19 protein-coding genes are annotated in these 20538 nt (G+C 44.8%); 9 read left to right on the top strand and 10 right to left on the bottom strand.

All coding sequences use genetic code 11. The features are described from left to right. Positions 1-460: 460 nt before the first annotated feature. Positions 461-1066 carry a 50S ribosomal protein L25/general stress protein Ctc gene (locus QUA54_RS11130; protein WP_172185805.1) on the bottom strand — a complete coding sequence of 202 codons (606 nt, stop codon included), beginning with the start codon at positions 1064-1066 and terminating at the stop codon, positions 461-463. Positions 1067-1259: 193 nt separating this feature from the next. Then, entirely contained in the window at positions 1260-2597 is a 1338-nt protein-coding gene (locus tag QUA54_RS11125) for an adenylosuccinate synthase (protein ID WP_333414677.1), read from the bottom strand. A gap of 255 nt (positions 2598-2852) precedes the next feature. Between QUA54_RS11125 and QUA54_RS11120 the strand changes: the two genes are divergently transcribed. From QUA54_RS11120 to QUA54_RS11100, 5 genes are all read left to right on the top strand, one after another. Next, positions 2853-3890, top strand: coding sequence for an adenosine deaminase (locus tag QUA54_RS11120; protein ID WP_333414676.1), 1038 nt, complete (start codon positions 2853-2855; stop codon positions 3888-3890). A 286-nt stretch (positions 3891-4176) separates the two neighbouring features. After that, positions 4177-5481, top strand: a complete 1305-nt coding sequence (locus QUA54_RS11115; RefSeq protein ID WP_333414675.1) for an aspartate aminotransferase family protein — start codon at positions 4177-4179, stop codon at positions 5479-5481. A 292-nt stretch (positions 5482-5773) separates the two neighbouring features. Further along, positions 5774-7252 carry a TldD/PmbA family protein gene (locus QUA54_RS11110; RefSeq protein WP_333414674.1) on the top strand — a complete coding sequence of 493 codons (1479 nt, stop codon included), beginning with the start codon at positions 5774-5776 and terminating at the stop codon, positions 7250-7252. A gap of 139 nt (positions 7253-7391) precedes the next feature. After that, on the top strand, positions 7392-8738 hold the full coding sequence (locus QUA54_RS11105; RefSeq protein ID WP_333414673.1) for a TldD/PmbA family protein: 1347 nt from the start codon (positions 7392-7394) through the stop codon (positions 8736-8738). 179 nt (positions 8739-8917) lie between these two features. Then, positions 8918-9358: a GNAT family N-acetyltransferase gene (locus tag QUA54_RS11100; RefSeq protein WP_333414672.1), complete on the top strand. Its 441-nt coding sequence runs from the start codon at positions 8918-8920 to the stop codon at positions 9356-9358. Between the two features lie 100 nt (positions 9359-9458). Here QUA54_RS11100 and QUA54_RS11095 read toward each other — a convergent pair whose 3' ends face one another. The 3 genes from QUA54_RS11095 to QUA54_RS11085 all read right to left on the bottom strand — a co-directional run bounded on the left by QUA54_RS11095 (position 9459) and on the right by QUA54_RS11085 (position 11999). Further along, positions 9459-10481 carry a sucrase ferredoxin gene (locus tag QUA54_RS11095; RefSeq protein WP_333414671.1) on the bottom strand — a complete coding sequence of 341 codons (1023 nt, stop codon included), beginning with the start codon at positions 10479-10481 and terminating at the stop codon, positions 9459-9461. 75 nt (positions 10482-10556) lie between these two features. Next, positions 10557-11705: a JmjC domain-containing protein gene (locus tag QUA54_RS11090; protein WP_333414670.1), complete on the bottom strand. Its 1149-nt coding sequence runs from the start codon at positions 11703-11705 to the stop codon at positions 10557-10559. Positions 11706-11846: 141 nt separating this feature from the next. After that, positions 11847-11999, bottom strand: a complete 153-nt coding sequence (locus QUA54_RS11085) for a hypothetical protein (protein WP_333024559.1) — start codon at positions 11997-11999, stop codon at positions 11847-11849. Between the two features lie 460 nt (positions 12000-12459). On the opposite strand from QUA54_RS11085, the gene QUA54_RS11080 reads away from it, so the two are divergent. Then, a complete protein-coding gene (locus QUA54_RS11080; protein WP_333414669.1) occupies positions 12460-13584 on the top strand; it encodes a THUMP domain-containing protein in 1125 nt (374 codons plus the stop codon). A gap of 110 nt (positions 13585-13694) precedes the next feature. Continuing rightward, complete coding sequence (locus tag QUA54_RS11075) at positions 13695-14396, top strand: hypothetical protein (RefSeq protein WP_333414668.1); 702 nt, start codon at positions 13695-13697, stop codon at positions 14394-14396. 18 nt (positions 14397-14414) lie between these two features. On the opposite strand, the gene hpxZ is transcribed toward QUA54_RS11075, so the two are convergent. From hpxZ to QUA54_RS11060, 3 genes are all read right to left on the bottom strand, one after another. Further along, on the bottom strand, positions 14415-14807 hold the full coding sequence (gene hpxZ, locus QUA54_RS11070) for an oxalurate catabolism protein HpxZ (RefSeq protein ID WP_333414667.1): 393 nt from the start codon (positions 14805-14807) through the stop codon (positions 14415-14417). Between the two features lie 232 nt (positions 14808-15039). Beyond that, positions 15040-15459, bottom strand: coding sequence for a peptidylprolyl isomerase (locus QUA54_RS11065; RefSeq protein ID WP_172185822.1), 420 nt, complete (start codon positions 15457-15459; stop codon positions 15040-15042). 236 nt (positions 15460-15695) lie between these two features. Then, the gene (locus QUA54_RS11060; RefSeq protein WP_333414666.1) at positions 15696-16565 is read right to left on the bottom strand and encodes a prohibitin family protein; all 870 of its coding nucleotides are present in this window, start codon (positions 16563-16565) and stop codon (positions 15696-15698) included. Positions 16566-16700: 135 nt separating this feature from the next. Here QUA54_RS11060 and QUA54_RS11055 point away from each other — a divergent pair, with 135 nt between their 5' ends. Together QUA54_RS11055 and QUA54_RS11050 are read left to right on the top strand one after the other, a co-directional pair. Beyond that, positions 16701-17492, top strand: a complete 792-nt coding sequence (locus tag QUA54_RS11055) for an RNA ligase family protein (protein ID WP_333414665.1) — start codon at positions 16701-16703, stop codon at positions 17490-17492. A 15-nt stretch (positions 17493-17507) separates the two neighbouring features. After that, complete coding sequence (locus QUA54_RS11050) at positions 17508-18692, top strand: AAA family ATPase (protein ID WP_333414664.1); 1185 nt, start codon at positions 17508-17510, stop codon at positions 18690-18692. Positions 18693-18702: 10 nt separating this feature from the next. Here the strand turns inward: QUA54_RS11050 and QUA54_RS11045 are convergent, their stop codons facing one another. Both QUA54_RS11045 and QUA54_RS11040 read right to left on the bottom strand, forming a co-directional pair. After that, the gene (locus QUA54_RS11045; protein WP_333414663.1) at positions 18703-19380 is read right to left on the bottom strand and encodes an HAD family hydrolase; all 678 of its coding nucleotides are present in this window, start codon (positions 19378-19380) and stop codon (positions 18703-18705) included. Positions 19381-19605: 225 nt separating this feature from the next. Further along, positions 19606-20460 carry a manganese catalase family protein gene (locus tag QUA54_RS11040; protein WP_333414662.1) on the bottom strand — a complete coding sequence of 285 codons (855 nt, stop codon included), beginning with the start codon at positions 20458-20460 and terminating at the stop codon, positions 19606-19608. Positions 20461-20538: the final 78 nt, after the last annotated feature.

The raw sequence follows: 20538 nt of genomic DNA, 5'->3' as shown, positions 1-20538 counted from the left end.
TCCCCCAATTCTTAATTTTTTTGACTCTCGGTGCTGGGGAGGAACCGGGATTCTCGGCTGATTTTTTTGATTTTACGGCTAAATATGTAAGAATCAGTACGGTTTCTGGGAGATTTGCGCGCCAGTCCAGACTTTTGTACCTTCGGGTCGATCGCCCGTTTTGTAAAGAAAAATAAACACTGCCGGTGCTTGCTTGTGGGATGCTTTTTTGTTGATTGGGTAAGGAAGATTGCACCCTTTTCTACAGGCTTTTTACCGGCGGGCTAGGAGCAACGGCCCACAAGAAAGAAATTCACTCTTTATGGAACAGGCTCGAAAGCCTGTTTTTGAGCCTGGTGAAAGATGTGCGGTCGAACCCAAACGAGAATAGCCTTTTTAGCAAAAAACGATCGCCCTTTTGGGAGAAAGCGATCGCCCTTTTTTTTTCAACAATTAGTTAACAACTATTAGTAATTACTAATCAAGCTGCTGCCTCTGCGTCTTCTTCTGCGTCTTCGGCTTCAGAACCTGCTTGAATTCCCAGCACTGTAACAACCACCTGATCGGGTTCGCCGAGAGCTACCACTCCCGCAGGCAAAACTAATTCGTGAATGTGCACCGCATCCCCTACCTTTAAATTAGAAATATCTACTTCAATTGCTTCAGGAATGCTGTCTGGTTTGCACTTAACTGCTAGTTGCGTCAGTACGGTATCCAAGATGCCGCCTTCTAACTTGACGCCGACAGCTTCGCCGACAAAATTCAGGGACACTTCAACTTCCAGACTGTCTTGAGTTGCCACGGAGAAAAAGCTCAGGTGGTAAGGATAGCCCTTCCAAGGATGAACTTGAACTTCCCGGAGCAAGGTTTTTCCGCTCCAAGAGAGGTCGGGAATGCTGAGGTCAATTAGGGCATTGTTGACTACGTGCTTTTTGAGCAGGTTTTCAACTGTTTTGGCTTTGATGGTAAGGGAAATGGATTCAGATCCTTTGTGGCCGTAGAGGACGGCGGGAATCAATCCAGAGCGGCGGAGGGCGTTAGGTTTGCTGCCTTCGGCCCGCTTTTGACATTCTACTGCGAGTTCCATTTTATGACTTTCTGTTGATTGTTTTCACATTTTATCAAATTTATGCTACAGCGATCGAACTTAATTAAATTCGCTGAATATTTGATCGTAATAATTGGGAATTGGGAATTGGGAATTTGGCTATTCTCCGACTCTGGGCCTCTCCCAATCTCCCAATCTCCCCATCACTCTTTCCCAATCTAAAATCTCAAACCTAAAATGGTTTGGCGGGATGGCCGTCAGCAGAGAGCAAAGCGCGTTTCGGCCCGTGAATCGGGTCTTCTACAATAATAGTTTGGTCGCGGCTCGCACCGAGAGAAACGATCGCGATCGGTACTTCCATCAAGTCTGCCAAAAACTTCAGATAATCCAATGCTTGCGGTGGCAAATCTTCCAAATTGCGGCACTCTTCAGTGGACTGTTTCCAACCGGGAAGGGTTTCGTAAATAGGTTTGCACCGAGCAAATATCCGGGAACTTTTGGGGAAATCAACACATTTTTCGCCGTCAATTTCGTAAGCAACGCAAACTTTTATTTCTTCTAATTCATCCAAAACATCTAGTTTGGTAATTGCCAGACAGTCAAGACCGTTGATGCGGACTGCGTAGCGGCCGATTACCGCATCGAACCAGCCGCAGCGGCGTTTGCGGCCGGTTGTCGTGCCGAATTCTGCACCTCTATCGCCCAAAATTTCGCCTATTCCATCTACCATTTCGGTAGGGAAAGGGCCTTCGCCGACGCGGGTTGTATAAGCTTTTGCTACGCCAATTACGCGATCGATCGCTGTCGGGCCGACTCCGGTTCCCACACAAGCCCCACCAGCGATGGGATTGCTGGAAGTAACGTAAGGATAAGTACCGTGGTCTAAGTCTAATAAAGTGCCTTGCGCGCCTTCAAACAGAATATTTTTCCGCTTGTGAATTCCCTCATAAATTTTTAGGGAACTATCTACTACGTGCGGCCGCAAACGTTCCGCATAAACTCGATATTCATCAATTACCTCTTGGGGATTTAGATGTGGCAAATTGTAGAGTTTTTCGAGAAGGACATTTTTACAATTAATCGTCCATTCCAGTTGTTCTTGCAACCCTTCCAAGTCCATTAAATCGAGCATCCGAATGCCAGTGCGTTCTGACTTGTCGGCGTAAGTAGGGCCAATTCCGCGTCCCGTGGTCCCGATTTTATAATTTCCCCGCTGCGTTTCCGATGCTACATCAATTAATCGATGATAGGGCATCGTTACGTGAGCCGTCTCCGAAATCATCAGGGAGGCTGTCGAAATATTCAGTGCCTCTAACTGGTCTAACTCTGCAATTAAAACTTTAGGGTCGATGACCGTACCGCAGCCGATGATACACTCTTTATCAGGGTAGAGAATCCCGGACGGAATTAAGTGCAGCTTGAAAGTCTGACCGTTTACTACCACGGTGTGACCGGCGTTGACGCCCCCTTGGTAGCGGACAACGATATCTGCGGATTTGCTGAGCAAATCGGTAATTTTGCCTTTTCCTTCATCGCCCCACTGGGCGCCGATCACAACTACGTTAGCCAAGGGTTTCTCGCGTTCAGTTCAGGTTGACACAATCTCCGATTATGGACGAATGCGTCCGAAATGTCAATCAATTTTAGATTTTAGATTTTGGATTTTAGATTTTAGAGGCTAGACCACTGATACATCGGTTCACAGGTCGATCGGATACGCAAATTAGTGAGAGCCGATCCACAGACGAGTCCGGAGGCAACAGACCCGATTGTTTTCGGTCAAATTAATTTTTGTTAACATTGAGAAAATAGAGGCTTTGTTGCCATGACTTTACACGCTGAGTTGCACCGCCATCTGGGTGGTTCTGTCGTTCCTAGGGTGCTGTGGCGGTATTTCGATCGCCACAATGCTGAGATGGTTAATCGATTTCAAGAATACTCGGAGTTTGAGGAGTTTTACACTCGTCCGCGTAATACTCTGAATGAGTATTTGGAACTGCACACGCTGGTAGAAAGCGTTCAAACTGTTGAAACTTTGCCTTATTTTATCTATCGGTTGATGCGGGGCGCTTACGTGTTTGAAAATCTGGCTTATTTGGAGTTGCGCTATACGCCTTATTTGCGGACTCCAGAACATTTGAATCAGTCAGAACGCATTGATTTGATGGCAGAAATTGTAAAGGTTGTGGGCAAGGCAAGTCAAATTAGCGATTGTCCGATTGTTACCAGCCAAATTTTGTGTATGCACTCGCGTTTACCCTATGAGGTGAATCGGGCGATCGTAGATTTGGCGGCGCAAATGGGAGAATATGTTTGTGCGATCGATATAGCTGGTGGCGATGATTGTATTGGCGAGCGTTTGGAGGAGTTTGTCGGACTGTACCAGTACGCGAGGTCGATCGGCATCAAAACTACCGGCCACCTATACGAAACTACCTCTGGCTGTTATCCCGAACTTTTGCCCTATCTGATGCGTATCGGCCACGGGATTCAAATTCCCTTAAAATATCCCGAATTGCTGCCAGAAGTCGCGCGCAGGGGTCAATGCTTGGAGGTTTGCCCGACTACCTATCTCAAAACGGGGACGTTGCAGGATATGCGCGAATTGAAGGTTGTGTTCGATCGATGTTTTGAAGCTGGTGTCGATATTGCCATTTGTACCGACAACGCGGGATTGCACAACGTGCGGCTGCCTTTTGAGTACGAGAATTTGTTAACTTTGGATATCATTGATTTTCGGCAGTTGCAAGCGTGTCAAGAGGCCGCTTTTCGCCATGCTTTCGCGTGGCCCTACGACGAGAGGCCTGTGAAAATGCTGACCGGTTTGTTGCACCATGAGTCTGTACCCGCGATCGTGAATTAAGCTGAGGCGCATCTATTTTTAACTGGTTTCTAGGCTCTGCCTAGGAACCGATGTCCAGAGGAAGAGCCTCGCTTTCCCAGCCGGAAAATAGGAGGCAGAGCCGCCGGATATGCCTTACCAGGCAGAGCCTAGTAACGAGTATATAGAAAGGTTTGATTCGTTAACCAAGCTTAAATTAAAAGAGCCAATATCTATTTGTAAAGTTATAATAAGTGTCTGGCGATAGACAATCGGTAGCAAGCTATAGTTTGGATGCAGAAGCATCAATATAAAAGGATAACAAAACATGACAAATATGGACGCTTACTGGATGCCCTTCACTGCCAACCGACAGTTTAAAGCGAATCCGCGAATGTTGGTTTCTGCCAAAGATATGCACTTTACAAGCGATGATAACCGCTCAATTTTAGATGGTACTGCGGGGCTGTGGTGCGTGAATGCAGGGCACGCGCGCGAGACAATTGCCGAAGCAGTTAAACAGCAGGTTTTGCGTTTGGATTACTCCCCGGCTTTTCAGATGGGACATCCGGGGGCTTTTGAATTGGCGGAACGTTTGGTAAAGATGATTCCAGGCAATTTCGATCGCGTTTTCTTTACTAATTCGGGGTCGGAATCTGTAGAAACTGCTTTGAAAATTGCGATCGCTTATCACCGGGTAAAAGGTGAAGGAACTCGCCAAAGATTGATCGGCAGGGAACGCGGCTATCACGGCGTTGGCTTTGGGGGAATTTCTGTCGGCGGTATCGGTACAAACCGCAAGTTTTTTGGCAGTTTGCTCACGGGAGTCGATCATTTGCCTCACACTCACAGTCTCGAACACAATGCTTTTAGCCGCCAACAACCGGAATGGGGAGCGCATTTGGCGGATGAATTGGAGCGGATTGTCGCTTTGCACGATGCGTCTAATATTGCAGCGGTAATTGTCGAACCCGTAGCGGGTTCTACAGGGGTTTTGATTCCGCCGAAAGGTTATTTAGAGCGGCTGCGGGCGATTTGCGACAAGTACGGAATTCTGCTGATTTTTGATGAGGTAATTACCGGCTTCGGGCGGCTAGGTTCCAGTTTTGCAACGGAATATTTTGGGGTGGTTCCCGATATTGTGACGGCGGCCAAAGGGATAACTAACGGTACGGTGCCGATGGGCGCGGTGTTTGTGAAAGAAGGCATTTACGATGCTTTTATGAATGCTCCTGAAAATGCGATCGAGCTTTTTCACGGTTATACTTATTCTGGTCATCCTCTGGCTTGTGCGGCTGCTTTGGCGACGCTGGATATTTATGAGGAAGAAAGGTTATTTGAACGGGCAGATAAGATGGCTGGTTACTGGGAGAATGCGGTTCATTCTTTGAAGGGCGTGCGCCACGTGATTGATATTCGCAATCTGGGACTTGTGGCGGGAATTGAGTTGGAATCTATTGCTGGGAAGCCGGGGAAACGGGCTTTTGATTGTTTCTTGCAGTGCTATGAAAAAGGGTTGCTAATTCGGACTACGGGTGATATTATTGTTTTGTCGCCACCGCTGATTATTGAGAAGGAACATATCGATCGCCTTGTGGAAATTTTGACTGGGGTTTTGCAGGAAATGGAGTAGGATTAAAATGAGATTTTGCACCATTATCGCTTAACAGGCAGGATGCCTGTCCCACATTAACAGGCAAGATGCCTGTTCCACAAACAGTAAGTTTATTGTGGGGTTGGCATCCTGCCCGCCCATAAAAGAGCTATGGATAATGGTGCAAGATATCAGAGTAAATGAACCGCGAAGGCGCGAAGGATGAGAAAGAAGAAGATGCTGTTCTTCCTTCGTGTTCTTCGCGGCGGTTCGTTCAAAAAATAGAAAAGCGCTATAATAATTGACAACTAACGACGAATGACGAATAACTATGGTGCAATTAACTGCAAAAATCTCTGCTAACGAGTTGGCAAATTTGGCTGTAGATTTGATTCGTAAAACAGGTTGCGAGTACGGTGATGTGCGTTTTTGCACTTACCGAAAGCAGAATCTTTACGCGCGCGATCGATCTTTAAGTCAACTGTCAGATAATGTAAGTTCCGGTTTTGGCGTGCGAGTGCTTCTAGACGGCGCTTGGGGGTTTGCCGCCAGTCACAGCAAAACACCCGCAGAGGTTGCAAGAATAGTCGCTTTGGCTGTAGAAATCGCCAAAGGCAGCCGCCTAACTCAGAAGGAACCGGTGCGGTTAGTGCCTATCGAAAAATATGTCGATACCTACATTACTCCCATCACCATTGACCCTTTTTCTGTACCCGTTGCTGACAAAGCCGAACTGCTGCTAACTATCAACGAGCGGCTGCTAGCACACGGCGCACAAGGCATCAAAAAAGCTTCTTCTTTTTTGCAGTCAAGCCGCGAAGACAAGGTTTTTGCTTCTACAGAAGGCTCGCTAATCGAACAAACAATCTACCGCAGCTATCCGGGTTTTGACTGTACGGCAATTGCGGGCGGCGATGCCCAAAGTCGCAGTTACGATCGCCCGCCAATGAATATCGGTTACGAACATATTAATCCCGAGGATTTGTTGAGTCAAGTCGAAAGAGTTGCGGCCGAAGCTATTGAAAAAGTCAGCGCTCCCACAGTCCCGGCTGGTATTTGCAAATCCCTGATTCTTAAGCCGACAAATTTGTATCTGACTATCCACGAATCAGTAGGACATCCAACAGAATTAGACCGGGTTTACGGCTACGAATCTAATTTTGCTGGCACGAGCTTTGCTACTACTGATAAGTTAAATAAACTGCAATATGCTGCACCTTGGGTGAATTTTAAGTGCGATCGCACTCAACCGGGCGGTCGCGGTACAATGGGTTACGATGATGAGGGCGTAAAATCACAAGATTGGTACGTTGTCAAGGATGGGATTTTAGTTGATTATCTCACTGACAGAGAGACGGCTTATCGCCTCGGACGTGCCAGCAGCAACGGTTCTGCTTACGCTGACAGTTGGTCGAGCGTGCCGATGGTGAGAATTCCCAATTTGGGATTGGAACCTGGCCCGGATGGTGGCAGCCATACTGCTACTTTGGCAGAGATGATTGCGGATACGGAAGACGGGATTTTAATCGACGGTATAGGTAGTTATTCGATCGACCAGCAGCGGCGCAATTTTCAATTTGGCGGCGATGCTTTTTGGAAGGTGGAAAAAGGTAAAGTTGTCGGTATGTTAAAGGATGTAACTTATCAGGCGATGACTACTGATTTCTGGAATCAAATAGATGCGATCGGGCCGGCTTCGGAGCTGGTTCAGTGCGGTACTCATATATGCGGAAAAGGCGAGCCGATGCAGGTTGCTCAAATGACTCACGCTTGTGTGCCCGTGCGAGTGAGAGATATTCAAATTCGGTAATAGGTCATGGGGCATAGGGCATCGGTTCTTAGTTATTAGTTAATTGTTAACCATGCCCAATTCGCAATGCCCAATTCGCAATGCCCAATTTGCAATACCCAATTCGCAATGCCCAATTCGCAATGTCTAATTACCAATCATGATTGTAACAACATCGCCCGCAACTTTAAGTGAAGACCAAGCCTTATCTGTAGTAGAAAAAGCAGTCAAAATATCCAAAGCAGAGGAAGTATTTGTCAGTCTTTATACTGGTGAAGAATCTCTTTCCCGATTCTCGGAAAATCAAATCAGCCAAAATATCAGCAAAACTGTATTTAACCTGAGCATTACTAGCTATTTTGGCAACAAAAGCGCCTCTGCTGCTGTTACAGAATTTGATGAAGATGCGATCGCCTCTGCAGTCAAGCGATCGGAAGAATTGGCCAGAATTGCGCCGGCAGACCCCGAATGGATGCCGCTGCTGCCGCCTCAAACCTACGATTTGCGATCGCCCGCATTCGACGCAGCAACGGCAACTGTATCGCCTCTAGCGCGGGCCAAAATGGTGCAGCAAGCTTGCGCCATTGCCGGACAGGGGGGGGCTCACGGTTCGGGCACTTTGAGCGCTGAGGCGTCGCTGTACGCGATCGCCTCGTCAACCGGACTCCGCGCCTGCAATCAGTCTACAAAGGCAGATTTCAGCTTTACTGCTCGCATTGACAACGGTTCTAGCTGGGCTCAGAGCACTGCTTGGAGTATCAACGAATTGCCGATCGCCCAATTAGCAGAACAAGTGCTCGATCGGGCGATCGCATCCCGCAGCCCCCGCGAAGTCACTCCCGGCATTTATCCTGTAATCTTTGATGGTGCTGCTTTTGGGGACTTGCTACCGTGGGTAATTTGGAGTTTGGATGCGAGGGCGGCGGATGAGGGGCGATCGTTTATGTCGATCGCGGATGCAGAGGGAAAACCAGCGGGAAACCGTGCGGGGGAACAACTTTTTAGCCCGTTAGTGCAAGTGCAGCGCGATCCGGCTCATCCTTTGCTGCGATCGGATACTTTTTTCGGCGACGGATTGAGCAATAACTATTTGGAAATCATCAAAGATGGCGTGCCTCAAAGTTTGTCTTATTCCCGCTACTGGGCCGCACAAAAAGGCAAAGAGGCAAAAGGTGCTTATTACCCGATCGTAATGACAGGTTCCGACCAAAGTTTAGCAGATTTAATTGCTCAAACCGAGCGAGGAATTTTCGTCAGTCGAGCTTGGTACGTTCGCTACGTTAATCCGAAAACATTGGAAGTAACGGGAATGACTCGCGACGGTACTTTTTGGATTGAGGATGGCAAGATTGCTTATCCGATTAAAAACCTGCGTTTCAATCAAGTTTTACCTGATATGTTGCGCGATGTGGATGCAGTTAGTGCGGTGAAGCGTTACGGCGGTAGTGTCGTGCCCGGAGTGCGCGTGAAAGCTTTTAATTTCACCAGTATTACTGATAGTTTGTAACTCGCAAATTATAACCTAGGATGCGTCGCTCCAAACAATCTGTAATGAAAATCGAAAATCTGTAGCGACGCACCCGACAAGGGGTGGATTTTACCAACTATCTTGACCTAAAACAAATTATATTGTAAACCCGCCCTCATCCTTTACTCTTATCAATACAACATTAATCTAATCAAAAAATGCCTCAAGTAGATATACATCCCGTTAAAAATCAACAAGAATTAGAAGAGATGTTTTACCAGCGGTGGCTGGTTTTGCGCTCGCCTCTAGGAATGGAGATTGGTAGCGAAAGGGATAATAACGAAGATGATGCTTTGCATTTAATTGCCATGTGCGATCGCAAAATCATTGCTTCAGCCCGACTGCGCCAATTATCCCTAGAATTAGGAAGCATCAGCTACGTTGCAGTGCTTCCTGAATTTCAAAATCGGGGAATCGGCACTAAATTGATTGAAAATTTAATAGCAAAAGCTCAGGAAAAAAATCTCAAAACAGTGAGACTTCTGTCTCGCATTAACGCCATTAAATTTTACCAAAAACTCGGATTTTCCGAACAAGACAAGCCCTTTGAATTCCTCGGAATCCCGCACATATTTATGCATTTAGACATTCAACCATGATTCCTGTAGGGGCGGGTTCAACAACAATATTTGTCAAAAACCGACAATCTCAAAAACCCGCCCCCGCCTATGTATTATGCACGATAGATCGGACACGCTTTTACACAGTTTCGACCAACTTTGGCAGCGAAACTGAAGGAGAGATTGCAAACTTTAACTCCTCCTTTTTCGAGTAAAAATGGATATTTTCTACAGAATATTTGACAAATTCCGACTCTTTTTTAGCACCGCAGGAACCTTTGAGTCGAACAGTTTTGGCTTCATCTTTTACCAAATCGGCACGATAGGTGTACGTACCGTCGGCTTTTTCAAAGGTAATTTCAGCTAAAAAAGCATCATTTTTTGTGTCTAAATCGAGAATTTTGCTGGCGACTTTGTAGTTAAACCAATCCCACCCGTAAAGCACAATCAATTCTCTTTCCAAAACTTGGATAGGATTTGGCAAAATTCCCCAACCACGATAAACTTTATTCAAGCATTCGATATTGCCAGTTCGCGTTAAAATTGATTGGAACGACGCGCGATCGAGATTTCCGTAATATCTGCCATCAGGCAAATCGATCGCAGTCGGTGCAAAGCGGTGTCCCCCAAAGTGACTTGATCTCCAAACGCGAACATCATTCAATTCTAACTCAGAAGCTAAAGCAGTTGCTTGGGCATAAAAAGGATTGCCGTATCTCGCACAACACATATCATGACTGCCGTGAGTGCAAACCAAAATATCTCTAGTTTGCTTGTTTTCGGTTTCGCAATCAGGGACTTCTCCAGCTAAATAACTTTTGACAACTCCCGCTACTTTATCAAAACTATCTACATTAAATTCATGCTTTTCGTAACCGCCAAAAAGTTCCTGTTCTTTATTTTCATAAATCAAAACTTTGCGCTGATTAGAACATTTGGTTCGATCGTTATTTATCAACAAAAATCTGATTTTCTGTTTTGAGCGTTCTACTTCCTCTACCAAATCCTTGAGATTTTGGGAAATTTGTTTAGAATTAAACGCTTCAGATTCCCAAGGTAAACAACATTCAATTAATATATAGGTTTGGTAATTACTACCGCTGCCAATAATATCCTCTTCAACGCATTTAGAAGCATCAGCACAAAAAAACTTATCCATCATTGTTTAACTCATTGTATGTGTTAGAAGTTGCTCTTTTTACAACCCATTTATAAGAACTCATGTTCTTCTCCAATTTTAACCAACAAAAATAATTCCTTCAACTACCAGCTTCGACAAAAGTGGCACTACATCTATTTCCCAATCATAATCCGGCAACCAATCCATAACATCTTCCCCAGTAAAAAACTCCGTACTAAATAAATTGTCCGTAAATTTAGCTGTGACTCCTCTCAGGGATACTTCTTTACCTGCAACAACTATTTTGTATCCGCCACCATCAGATAATTCGTGAATTCTCACCCGCTGAAACTTGGGAATTCTAAACTTGGTTTGCACACCACAGGGAAAAATATTGAATCCTGCTTGATGAGGGAAAGAATATTTGGCAACAGGTTTTCCTAAACTGTCCAGATAACTGCTATAATCATCTGCAAGATTTTTACTGTTTGCGTAGCGCTGCAATTGGGCAATTAAACTGTTGACATTTGCATTGATAGAATCTGCGTTTGTTCGTAGCGGTAAACTTTTGCGCCAATCTGATTGTTCGCGCAATTCGCTAACCAACCATTCTAAAAAGTCAATTCCAGTTTTGCAATGTATTCCTAATGTTAAATGCAGCGATGGTTCTTCGCAAGCAACTGCATAATGCCAATGTCCGCGCGGTATGTAAAGCACATCCCCTGGATGTAAAATACAGCTTAAATATGCTTCGGTTTCTGGTGGTGGAAAAGATGAGGATTTTTGATATTTCAGCGGATACTTAATTGTATCTTCAAATACATACCATTGCTTGATTCCGTCTACTTGCAATATAAAAACTTCGTGGGTGTCATAATGGGAAAAAAAGCCTTGTTTTTCCGGCCAGGAACAGTAGGCATTTACTTGATTTCCATAGCCAAGATCGGATTTTATTTCCGCAGCAAAGTTAGCGATTTCTGGAATTAGTTTGTGTACTTCATTTATAATTAAAGTTGCTCCCGATTGGCAGGATTTGATGAGGTTTTCATTGGCGCTTTCATCGAGAACTTTTCCTCCTATTGCTAATCGAATATCGGGATATCTTAGTTCGTGAAAGTTGAGGATGTAGTTTAGTTTTTCCCACGAAAATAGGTGTGCAAAATTTTTATTACCTTCGCTGGGGATCAAAACTGCTTTGGTTGTCCAATTGTTGTCTAAAAATTCTTTGAGATTGTATGGTTGCAATAGGTTGGCGATCGATCGCATAATTCTTTATGACAATTTTTCTCAATAAAATTTGAACAAATTAATTTTTAGAGGCAATGCCCCTATAGTTATCCCGCAAGCAAGGAGTAAAATCTATTACTTCTTGCTTGGGGATCGAAGTCTAACAGAAAAGACTTTTAATTATTCGTTGCTAACATCGCTACCATCAGCATCAACATTCAGATGAGATGAGAGGTTTTTAGCTGTTACCTGCTTGGCAATTTCCTTGACTTCAACTTGAATTTTGCTGGCACGGGATTGTTTGAAAGTCGATCCGTCAATTTGCTTTGACATAAATGTCTCCAAATGTAGTAAACCGATCTAGCTCAGATGTTCCTTAACAATTGTGTTGAGGGTTCAATCTCAAGCTCTAAGTACCTTAGCATAAAGTCAATAAATTGCGCAAGTAGTTAATAAAGATTTTCAAGAGGTGAGAAGAAAGCTCATCCGCAAGAGTGAGATATCAAGTTGAGCATGAGAGCTGAAGTCCTGTGAAAGTAAGAGTTTTAAGGTTTACCGCCTATGTTGCCGCGGTCAGCGCTATAAATAGAGGGATGGAAATGCGAGGACTTGTTGAATATAATTATTGATAAGCTGGGATTGGTGAACCGACGCATCTGCCTTAAGGTACATTATTTTTTTGAGACTTAGGATTAAAACCAGCTACTATGGTGATCGGTCAGTTATCAGTTGTCAGTAGTAACCACTAACAATTAACAATTAACAATTAACCATTACCATTAACCATTAACAAATGAATCAATATTTTGCTACAGTTGCGCGCGGTTTAGAAACTATTGCCGCCCAAGAATTAGAACGTTTAGGGGCTCAGGATGTCAAGCCAGATTTTACTGGGGTTTACTTTGCGGGCGATCGCACTTTATTGTACCGCGTCAATCTTTGGTCGAGAACAATTTTTCGAGTGCTAATGCCGATCGCTGAATTCCGGTGTTACAACTCGGATATGCTCTACCGCGAAGTGCAGAAAATCCCTTGGGACGAATACTTATATCCCGAAAATACTTTAGCAGTAAACTGCACCGGTGGCAACGAAAAGTTGAACCACACTCACTTTACAGCTTTGCAGGTCAAAAATGCGATCGCCGACCAACAGCGCCTTCAATTTAACAAGCGTTCTAATGTCGATGTAGAGCATCCCGATTTGCTAATTAACATTCACATTCATCAAGATAGAGCTATTTTAAGTTTAGACAGTTCTGGCGGCAGTTTGCACCGCCGGGGATATCGACCGGCGATGGGGCTTGCTCCCCTCAAAGAAACCCTAGCTGCAGCTTTGTTGGAGATGGCAGAATGGACGCCAGATTTGCCGTTTTTAGACCCGATGTGCGGTTCTGGAACTTTGCCTTTAGAAGCGAGTTTAAAGGCATTGAATATTGCACCGGGATTGTTTCGAGAAAAGTTTGGATTTATGACTTGGCGGGATTTTGACGAACCTTTGTGGGAGAAATTGTGGGCAGAAGCTGAAAATAGTGAGTTACCGGAGCTTCAGCAAGTGGTTGCTGGGTGCGATCGCGATTCCGATATGTTAACTCAAGCTCGCACGAACGCGCAGCAAGCCGGTATTTCCGGTAAGATTCAGTTTGCTCAAACCGAGTTATCCCAGTTGGAAGCACCCGCAGACAGAGGCGTTCTGATTTGCAATCCTCCCTACGGAGAGCGCCTGGGAGATGCTAGCGAATTGGGAGATTTGTACAAGATGTTAGGAGATATTTTAAAGAATCGTTTTAAAGGTTGGAATGCGTTTATTTTGACTGGGAATAAGGAGTTGGGTAAAAAGGTGGGACTCAGGACATCGCGGCGAATTCCGGTTTTTAATGGATCGATTCCGTGTACTTTGCTCAAATATGAACTGTATTAGGGGAGAGGATCGGGAAAATTGCGGTAATGACCAAGCTACTGCAAAAGTGGATAACCAAGAAAGACGTGCAGCTATGGTAGAATTGCTCCGGCTATAGTTAAATTGAGCTTTTGGATACCGCTTTAGAATCATTTTCATTTACAGCCTCTAAAAAGATGAAATCAAAATTTATAGTGTGGGGTGCGATAATTTTTAATATATTAAATTTAATTATCGTACTCTGTCCCTATTCTTTAGCAGGTGTGGAGCTTGACGTGTGGGCGGGATTATTTGGTATATTTGTGCTGTTAATATATGTTTTCTATGTATTTTTAGACCCAGAAATATTCGTACAAAATCCCGACAAGTTAGCTGTAAAAATAGTCGCTTTTTCCTTAATTATTTCTACCTGCACCCTACTTTATTATTTGGGTAAATTACCGGAATATGTGATTGGTATAGTTATTTTTGGAGGAAGAGGAGAACTCGTACAAGTGGTACAATCACCACATCAATTAAAATCTGTTTACTGCTATTACAGCGGGGACTTATTCATCAACGATCGCGATGATACCACAGGTTCATGCAGTCTGAGGTTAAGATACGAGTTAATGCCTTTTATTGAAAAAAAAATCTTCTCTTCTGATGGGCAAGAGCTTTATTTTAGAGTCAATGAAAATGAAAACGAACCTGAGGTGCCACCTTCGCCTATGAAGAAGGCAGGTGACAAAGCAGAAGCACTAATACTAAAGAAAAAAAAGAATATCTGCGGAATTAAATGGCTCAACAATAATCAAATTCAAATGCCTACAGGGGAAATTATATCACCTTGATCGGACGTGTATCACCGCTCATCCCTCCACCGGCAAAAAAGAAACGTGAGCGGAAACAATTTTCCACCCTTGAGGAAACTTCCGCCACATCTGACTCTGCCGCCCCAGCCGCACCACTCCATCCATTACACGGCGAAATTCCAGCGTCACAGCCGCCGTGTCTGCATCGAAAGTCACGACTTTGAGGTTGAACATTTCTCGATCGACATTTACAGGCGATCGCCCTTGGCGAAAAGCCCTCACCTCATCGCTTCCGTACAGGTTCTCCGTCACCCCAAACCGCACGACTTCCGGCGCATCCCAGAACAAATTATCGAGAGTTTCAATATCGTTCGTACAAAGAGCTTTTTCGTATTTTAAATATAGTTCAGTTAACTCAGTTACCACAGCAGAATCATTGATAACAGTCATTCGATTTTAGATTTTAGATTTTAGATTTTAGATTTACACCACGGATAAATCCGGGGGCTTGAGGATGGAAGGATTTTGGATTTTGGATTGATTCCACGGATAAATCACGTGGCGGGTATTATCAAGAAATTATTGGTCATAAATTGTAGATTTTAAAACTCTTAAATTTCACAGGTTTTGTTTGCAATAAGGACTTAAAGTCCTTACTACAAACGCAACTAATTAGAGGAAATTAATGCTCAATTTTCAGCGAAAGAATCTTGTCACCTTGGCGGATAGCATTGACGACAGACATATCCTCAGTTTTGCCAAAAGTTGTGTGAACTCCATCTAAATGAGACTGGGGAGAATGGCAAATAAAGAATTGGCTACCACCCGTATCTTTACCTGCGTGAGCCATCGATAAAGTTCCTGCCAAATGTTTGTTGGAGTTGATTTCGCACTTGATTTTGTAGCCGGGGCCGCCGGTTCCATTGCCTTTTGGACAGCCACCTTGAATCATAAAGTTAGGAATGACTCGGTGAAAAGCCAATCCATCGTAAAAACCTTTTTCCGCCAAGTCAACAAAATTCTTCACTGTGTTAGGCGCATCCGCATCGAACAATTCCAAATTGATTGTGCCTTTGTCGGTTTCCATAATAGCGCGGGTCATGATTTTTCCTTGCTTCCTAAAATGAGTGTGTTGCCTGCGTGTTAATTGCGGACTTCGCTTTTATAGCGACAGGTTTCAAACTGTCGTTATATTGTGGCTTTCAGAAGTGTAGCATATTCCCGCAACTCTCATAGGACTTATGTGCGCTTTCTGAGGAAACTAGGTTTATGGCGAGATTTATGCTTAGCAAAGCCAATATTTTCGGAGACACCGAGTTTGTTACCCTCAGTCATATTTTAATTGTTGGTCACTTGCGGGCGCTCGGGTTCTTCCTGAATATCGCTCATATTAAAAATGAAAGGAACCCGACTCGAACCGCTGCCCATCACTAACACTTTTGGCATCTGAGCGCCGCCGCTTCTCCAAGCTTCGATCGCCTCTTTTTGCAGAACTAAATTGCCGCCCTGAGCCTTCAAAGTTTCAGCCAACAGCCTTTGAGCTTCCGCCCTACCTTGAGCGCGGTTAATGTCAGCTTGAGCCTGTTGCTCTGCTTCCTGAGCCACATAAACAGCCCTTTGCGCCCGCTGTTCAGCAACCTGTTTCTCCTCAACCGCTTTTGCAAAATCTGTGGAGAATCGAATGTTAACAACGCTTGTATCGAGGACGATTACATCATACTTTGATAGCCTGTCCTTCAGCGCAGTATCAAAGTCTCTCTTCAGTTCACTTCTTTGAGTAATAGATTGTTCGGCGGTTCTGAGTGCAGCCGCTGTTTTAAATGCTTCTTGAGTCTGAGGAGCAATAATTTTTGAGACTATATTCTCCAAAGTTCCTTGAGTTCTTCTGATCTCAACTATTCTCTCAGCATCAAGGCGAAAATTGATCGCAAAACTAGCATTTAAATCCTGAAGGTCTTTAGTAGCACTCTGGGCGGGAACTTCAAATTTTTGCACTGTTACATCGTACACATCTACCTTAGATATCAGCGGGGGTCTGAGGTGAAACCCCTCTAACAATGCTCCATCTTTGGCCTTTCCTAAAACGCTGACTACCCCTGCTTCGCCTGGATTGATGACGACAAAACAGTTTAAACCGATGAGTAGCGCGCCTACTAATAGAATCCCAGCGAGTGCTGATGATATGCTCTGAAAACTTTGATTTTTCAACTTACACGCTCCTTTGTGCTCATTTCATTATAATGGTTAAATAGATTGGGTCGCCTCTAAAGTCTCAAATCTAAAATTACAATCTAAAATGGATGGGGTTGCCTCTGAAATCTTAAATCTAAAATGGATGGGCTGATGCTCAAAATTGTTAAATATCCTAGAACTTATCACATCGAAGGTTCGCGTTTCCAACCAGGCGATGAAGACCTCGATAGCGTGCCATTTAGCGCCCTGAGCGATCGCCCGACAGTGATTGAAGAAAAGGTAGACGGCGCTAATACAGGCATCAGCTTTGCACCAGACGGACAAATGCTGCTGCAAAGTCGCGGCCACTATCTCACCGGCGGGCCCAGGGAAAAACATTTTAACTTATTCAAACAGTGGGCTTTCAGTCTCAGCGGAACCCTGGGAGAAGTGCTGGGAAATCGCTATATTCTTTACGGCGAATGGCTTTATGCCAAACACACTGTCTTTTATGATTTTTTGCCGCACTATTTCATGGAATACGACGTGCTCGACTTAGAAACCAATCAATTTTTGAGTACAGAATCCCGCCGCAATTTGTTAACCGGACTGCCGTTAGTGTCCGTTACCGTACTGTTTTCGGGAGTGTTGAAATCGCCCAAGCAAATGATGCAGTTTATGGAAAAATCTAATTTTATTCAACCCGGACATTTGGAAAGCTTGCGTTTGTACTGTCGGGAATTGGGATTAGATGAAGAACGGTGTTTGAAAGAGACTGACAAGAGCGATCGCATGGAGGGTCTGTACATTAAAGTCGAAGAAGATGGCATAGTAAAGGCGCGTTACAAATACGTGCGTGCCAGTTTTTTGACGGCTATTAAAAATGCCGAAGGACATTGGCTAAATCGCCCAATTATACCCAATATTCTGCGTCCCGGCGCAGATTTATTTAATTTTAGTTAACTAGCAGGTGAATTTATGAATACACTGTTATCGCCCTCGCCGCCTTGGACTTTTCCCTTTTGTCCCGAACCGCCCAATTGGTTCCTGGATTGGGACGGTATTCAAACGCATTTCGACTGGATTGACAGCCTCAAAGGATGTCAGCAAGACCCGATTTACCACGCCGAAGGAGATGTTTTTATTCACACCAAAATGGTCTGCGAAGCCTTAATCTCTTCTCCAAATTGGCGGCAGCTTCCCGAAAAAGAACGATCGATGCTTTTTGCCGCCGCTTTGCTGCACGATGTCGCAAAACCAACCTTTACAAAAATCGAAGCCGACGGCAGAATTAGCTCAAAAGGTCACGCCCGCCAAGGTGCGAGAATGGTCAGACAAATTTTATCTCAATTCGAGCCACCTGTGCAGTTTGAGATTCGCGAAACAGTTGTGGCGATCGTCAAATTCGGCAGTTTACCCATCTGGTTAATCGACAAACCCAACCCGCAGCAGTCAGTAATTAAAGTTAGTCAAGTTGTCCGCTGCGATTTCCTCGCACTTTTAGCCGAAGCAGACGTGCGCGGCCGCCACTGCGCCGACAAACAAGAATTGCTCGATAAAATACAACTATTTCGAGAGTTTTGTCAAGAAAATAATTGTTTGGATTCTCCCCGACAATTCCCATCAGCACACAGCCGATTTATCTACTTCCGCAAAGAGGACGGAAACCCGGATTACGAAGCATTTGACGACACTAAATGCGAAGTAATTTTGATGTCTGGCTTGCCAGGAAGCGGTAAAGATTATTGGGTTCGGCAAAATCTCCCTGATTTGCCAGTAATCTCGCTGGATGCACTGCGAAAAGAGATGAATGTCCCTCCCGACGAAACCCCTGGAAATGTAGTCACAGCCGCCAAACAAAGAGCGCGCGAATACATGAATCAGGGGCGTTCTTTTGTGTGGAACGCCACGAATACCACTAAACAAATGCGCCAGCAATTAATTGATTTTTTTGCTGCTTATCAAGCGCGAATTCGCATTGTTTATCTGGAAGTACCTCTAGAAGAAATATGGCAGCGGAATCGATCGCGCACAGCAATAGTACCCGAAGCAGTGATTCGCAAATTAGCTGCGCGGCTGGATATTCCAGATATCACAGAAGCGCATCAAGTCGAGTGTATCGTAGCCGATCGGGCTACTTTAGGGGCGATTCCCCTCAGTTAGCTATCTTACTTCAACGCGCTACCAATTCCTTTTTCCCTAAAAGAGAATCGTCATAATGCGCCAACAAATCAGCAGGGTGATCGTAAATTTCTGCAGCATTTGCCAGGGAAGCATCATCGAAACCTCCGCACCGAAAAGCAATTACTGGCACCCCGCACTTGCCCGCAGCTTCGATATCGTAAGGAGTATCAGCTAACATCACAACCTGACTCGCTTCCAGCTTCAATTTGCTCAAAGCAGCTTCCACAATATCCGGTTCCGGTTTAGAAGCTTCCGCATCGCTCGATGTCGCCGCTTCGTCGAGCAAATCATCTACCTGTGCGGCTTTCAGCAAATCGGAAAGTTCTTCAGTGGTAGCTGAAGTAGCAATAATTAGCCGCAATCCTTCTTGCTGCATTTTTAACAGCAAATCCCGCGAACCGGGGGTTGGAGAAAGTTCGGGAGCACGGTTAATAATCAGTTCTTTGCGTCGCTGTGCAATCTTTTTCCCGTCGCCTGCTTCGTCGGAAAGTCCTGATACCATTTTGGGTATAACTTTGTCCCCTCCCATACCAATTAGCGGGCGAACTTTCTCAAACGGCACGTCGTAGCCGTAAGCGGCAAATGCCTCCACCCAAGCTTGAGCGTGGGCGTCATTGCTGAGCGTCAGAGTACCGTCAATATCGAGAATTACTGCTTGCAATTGCATAACTTATTTGTTGTTAGTTATTAGACTTATTGTCAAAACCTGGTTTGTAGTAAGGACTGAAGTCCTTAACTAATTAATTACCAAATGAGCGATGAAAGTTCTTACTACTAACCTTTGGTTAGTAGTAAGAACTTTCGTTTGTGTTAGGTTAGGAGTAAGCATTTTAGTCCTTAATTAGTTAAGTCAATCTGGGACTGGCAAGCTTACTATTAACTTTTTGATTGGCTATTTCATGCCTGTGCCGTGCAATTTGGGTTCGGGCTGTGGCGGTACTATTTCTGGCCCTAACGGTTGGGGATTGGCGACATATTCAAACTCGCCTTTGCCGTCCATTGATTTGCCTTTCGCCCAGCGTCCCTGGCTACTTTCGGAACCTTCTGAATGATTCCAAAACTGATAAGCAAATTCAGACTTTTCCAACTCTTGCGGGAAGGAACTCGGAACGGGTGTTGTTTCTATTCCCGAACTTTCTAAATCTTCGATCGCCGCCAGCCACAAATTTTGGTGCATCGTGTCGCGGGCAATCATAAAACTCAGGGTGTCTTTCACGCCCGCATCGTCTGACATTTCATACATCCGCACAGCCTGCAATCTTCCTTGCGATTCGGCGTGCAAATTAGAGCGAAAATCTGCTAAAAGATTGCCGCTAGCAACGATATAACGGCCGTTCCAGGGATACCCTACGCTGTCGCTAGGAAGTGCGCCCAAACCCGATACAATTGCGTGCTGCGGATTCATGCTGGCGGCGATCGCATCTCGCGGGCTGTTTCCACCCATCACAGCACCCACCACAGCATCCTTGAAACCGTCTTCTTGCATAGATACAGGAGCTTTATCTAACAAGTGAGCAATCATAGTTGCTAACATCTCGATATGCCCGATTTCTTCTGTACCGACATCAAGCAGCATATCGCGATATTTGGCTGGGCCTCGGCAGTTCCAACCTTGAAATAGGTACTGCATCATCACCGTCATTTCGCCAAATGTACCGCCAATTAGTTCTTGTATTTTCTTGGCGTAAACGGCATCTGGCTTTTCTGGTCTTTTGTAATACTGTAGTGGCTTCTTATGGTAAAACATGGGGAATTCCTCCCAGGGTTGTTTGATTAACTTCCCTTATTTGTAACGCTGCGCGTGAGGGAGGGAATCAGCTTTTAG

The sequence above is a fragment of the Microcoleus sp. MOSTC5 genome (assembly GCF_036701825.1).
Lineage (GTDB): Bacteria > Cyanobacteriota > Cyanobacteriia > Cyanobacteriales > Microcoleaceae > Microcoleus > Microcoleus asticus.
The sequence above is the reverse complement of the archived record's forward strand: the minus strand, read 5'-3'. Positions and strand labels throughout refer to the sequence as shown.

Bases quoted from the DNA above. Each gene is read 5' to 3' on its own strand.
- QUA54_RS11130 (WP_172185805.1), bottom strand. From the start codon at position 1,066: ATGGAACTCGCAGTAGAATGTCAAAAGCGGGCCGAAGGCAGCAAACCT.
- QUA54_RS11120 (WP_333414676.1), top strand. From the start codon at position 2,853: ATGACTTTACACGCTGAGTTGCACCGCCATCTGGGTGGTTCTGTCGTT.
- QUA54_RS11115 (WP_333414675.1), top strand. From the start codon at position 4,177: ATGACAAATATGGACGCTTACTGGATGCCCTTCACTGCCAACCGACAG.
- QUA54_RS11110 (WP_333414674.1), top strand. From the start codon at position 5,774: ATGGTGCAATTAACTGCAAAAATCTCTGCTAACGAGTTGGCAAATTTG.
- QUA54_RS11105 (WP_333414673.1), top strand. From the start codon at position 7,392: ATGATTGTAACAACATCGCCCGCAACTTTAAGTGAAGACCAAGCCTTA.
- QUA54_RS11100 (WP_333414672.1), top strand. From the start codon at position 8,918: ATGCCTCAAGTAGATATACATCCCGTTAAAAATCAACAAGAATTAGAA.
- QUA54_RS11095 (WP_333414671.1), bottom strand. From the start codon at position 10,481: ATGATGGATAAGTTTTTTTGTGCTGATGCTTCTAAATGCGTTGAAGAG.
- QUA54_RS11090 (WP_333414670.1), bottom strand. From the start codon at position 11,705: ATGCGATCGATCGCCAACCTATTGCAACCATACAATCTCAAAGAATTT.
- QUA54_RS11085 (WP_333024559.1), bottom strand. From the start codon at position 11,999: ATGTCAAAGCAAATTGACGGATCGACTTTCAAACAATCCCGTGCCAGC.
- QUA54_RS11080 (WP_333414669.1), top strand. From the start codon at position 12,460: ATGAATCAATATTTTGCTACAGTTGCGCGCGGTTTAGAAACTATTGCC.
- hpxZ (WP_333414667.1), bottom strand. From the start codon at position 14,807: ATGACTGTTATCAATGATTCTGCTGTGGTAACTGAGTTAACTGAACTA.
- QUA54_RS11065 (WP_172185822.1), bottom strand. From the start codon at position 15,459: ATGACCCGCGCTATTATGGAAACCGACAAAGGCACAATCAATTTGGAA.
- QUA54_RS11055 (WP_333414665.1), top strand. From the start codon at position 16,701: ATGCTCAAAATTGTTAAATATCCTAGAACTTATCACATCGAAGGTTCG.
- QUA54_RS11050 (WP_333414664.1), top strand. From the start codon at position 17,508: ATGAATACACTGTTATCGCCCTCGCCGCCTTGGACTTTTCCCTTTTGT.
- QUA54_RS11045 (WP_333414663.1), bottom strand. From the start codon at position 19,380: ATGCAATTGCAAGCAGTAATTCTCGATATTGACGGTACTCTGACGCTC.
- QUA54_RS11040 (WP_333414662.1), bottom strand. From the start codon at position 20,460: ATGTTTTACCATAAGAAGCCACTACAGTATTACAAAAGACCAGAAAAG.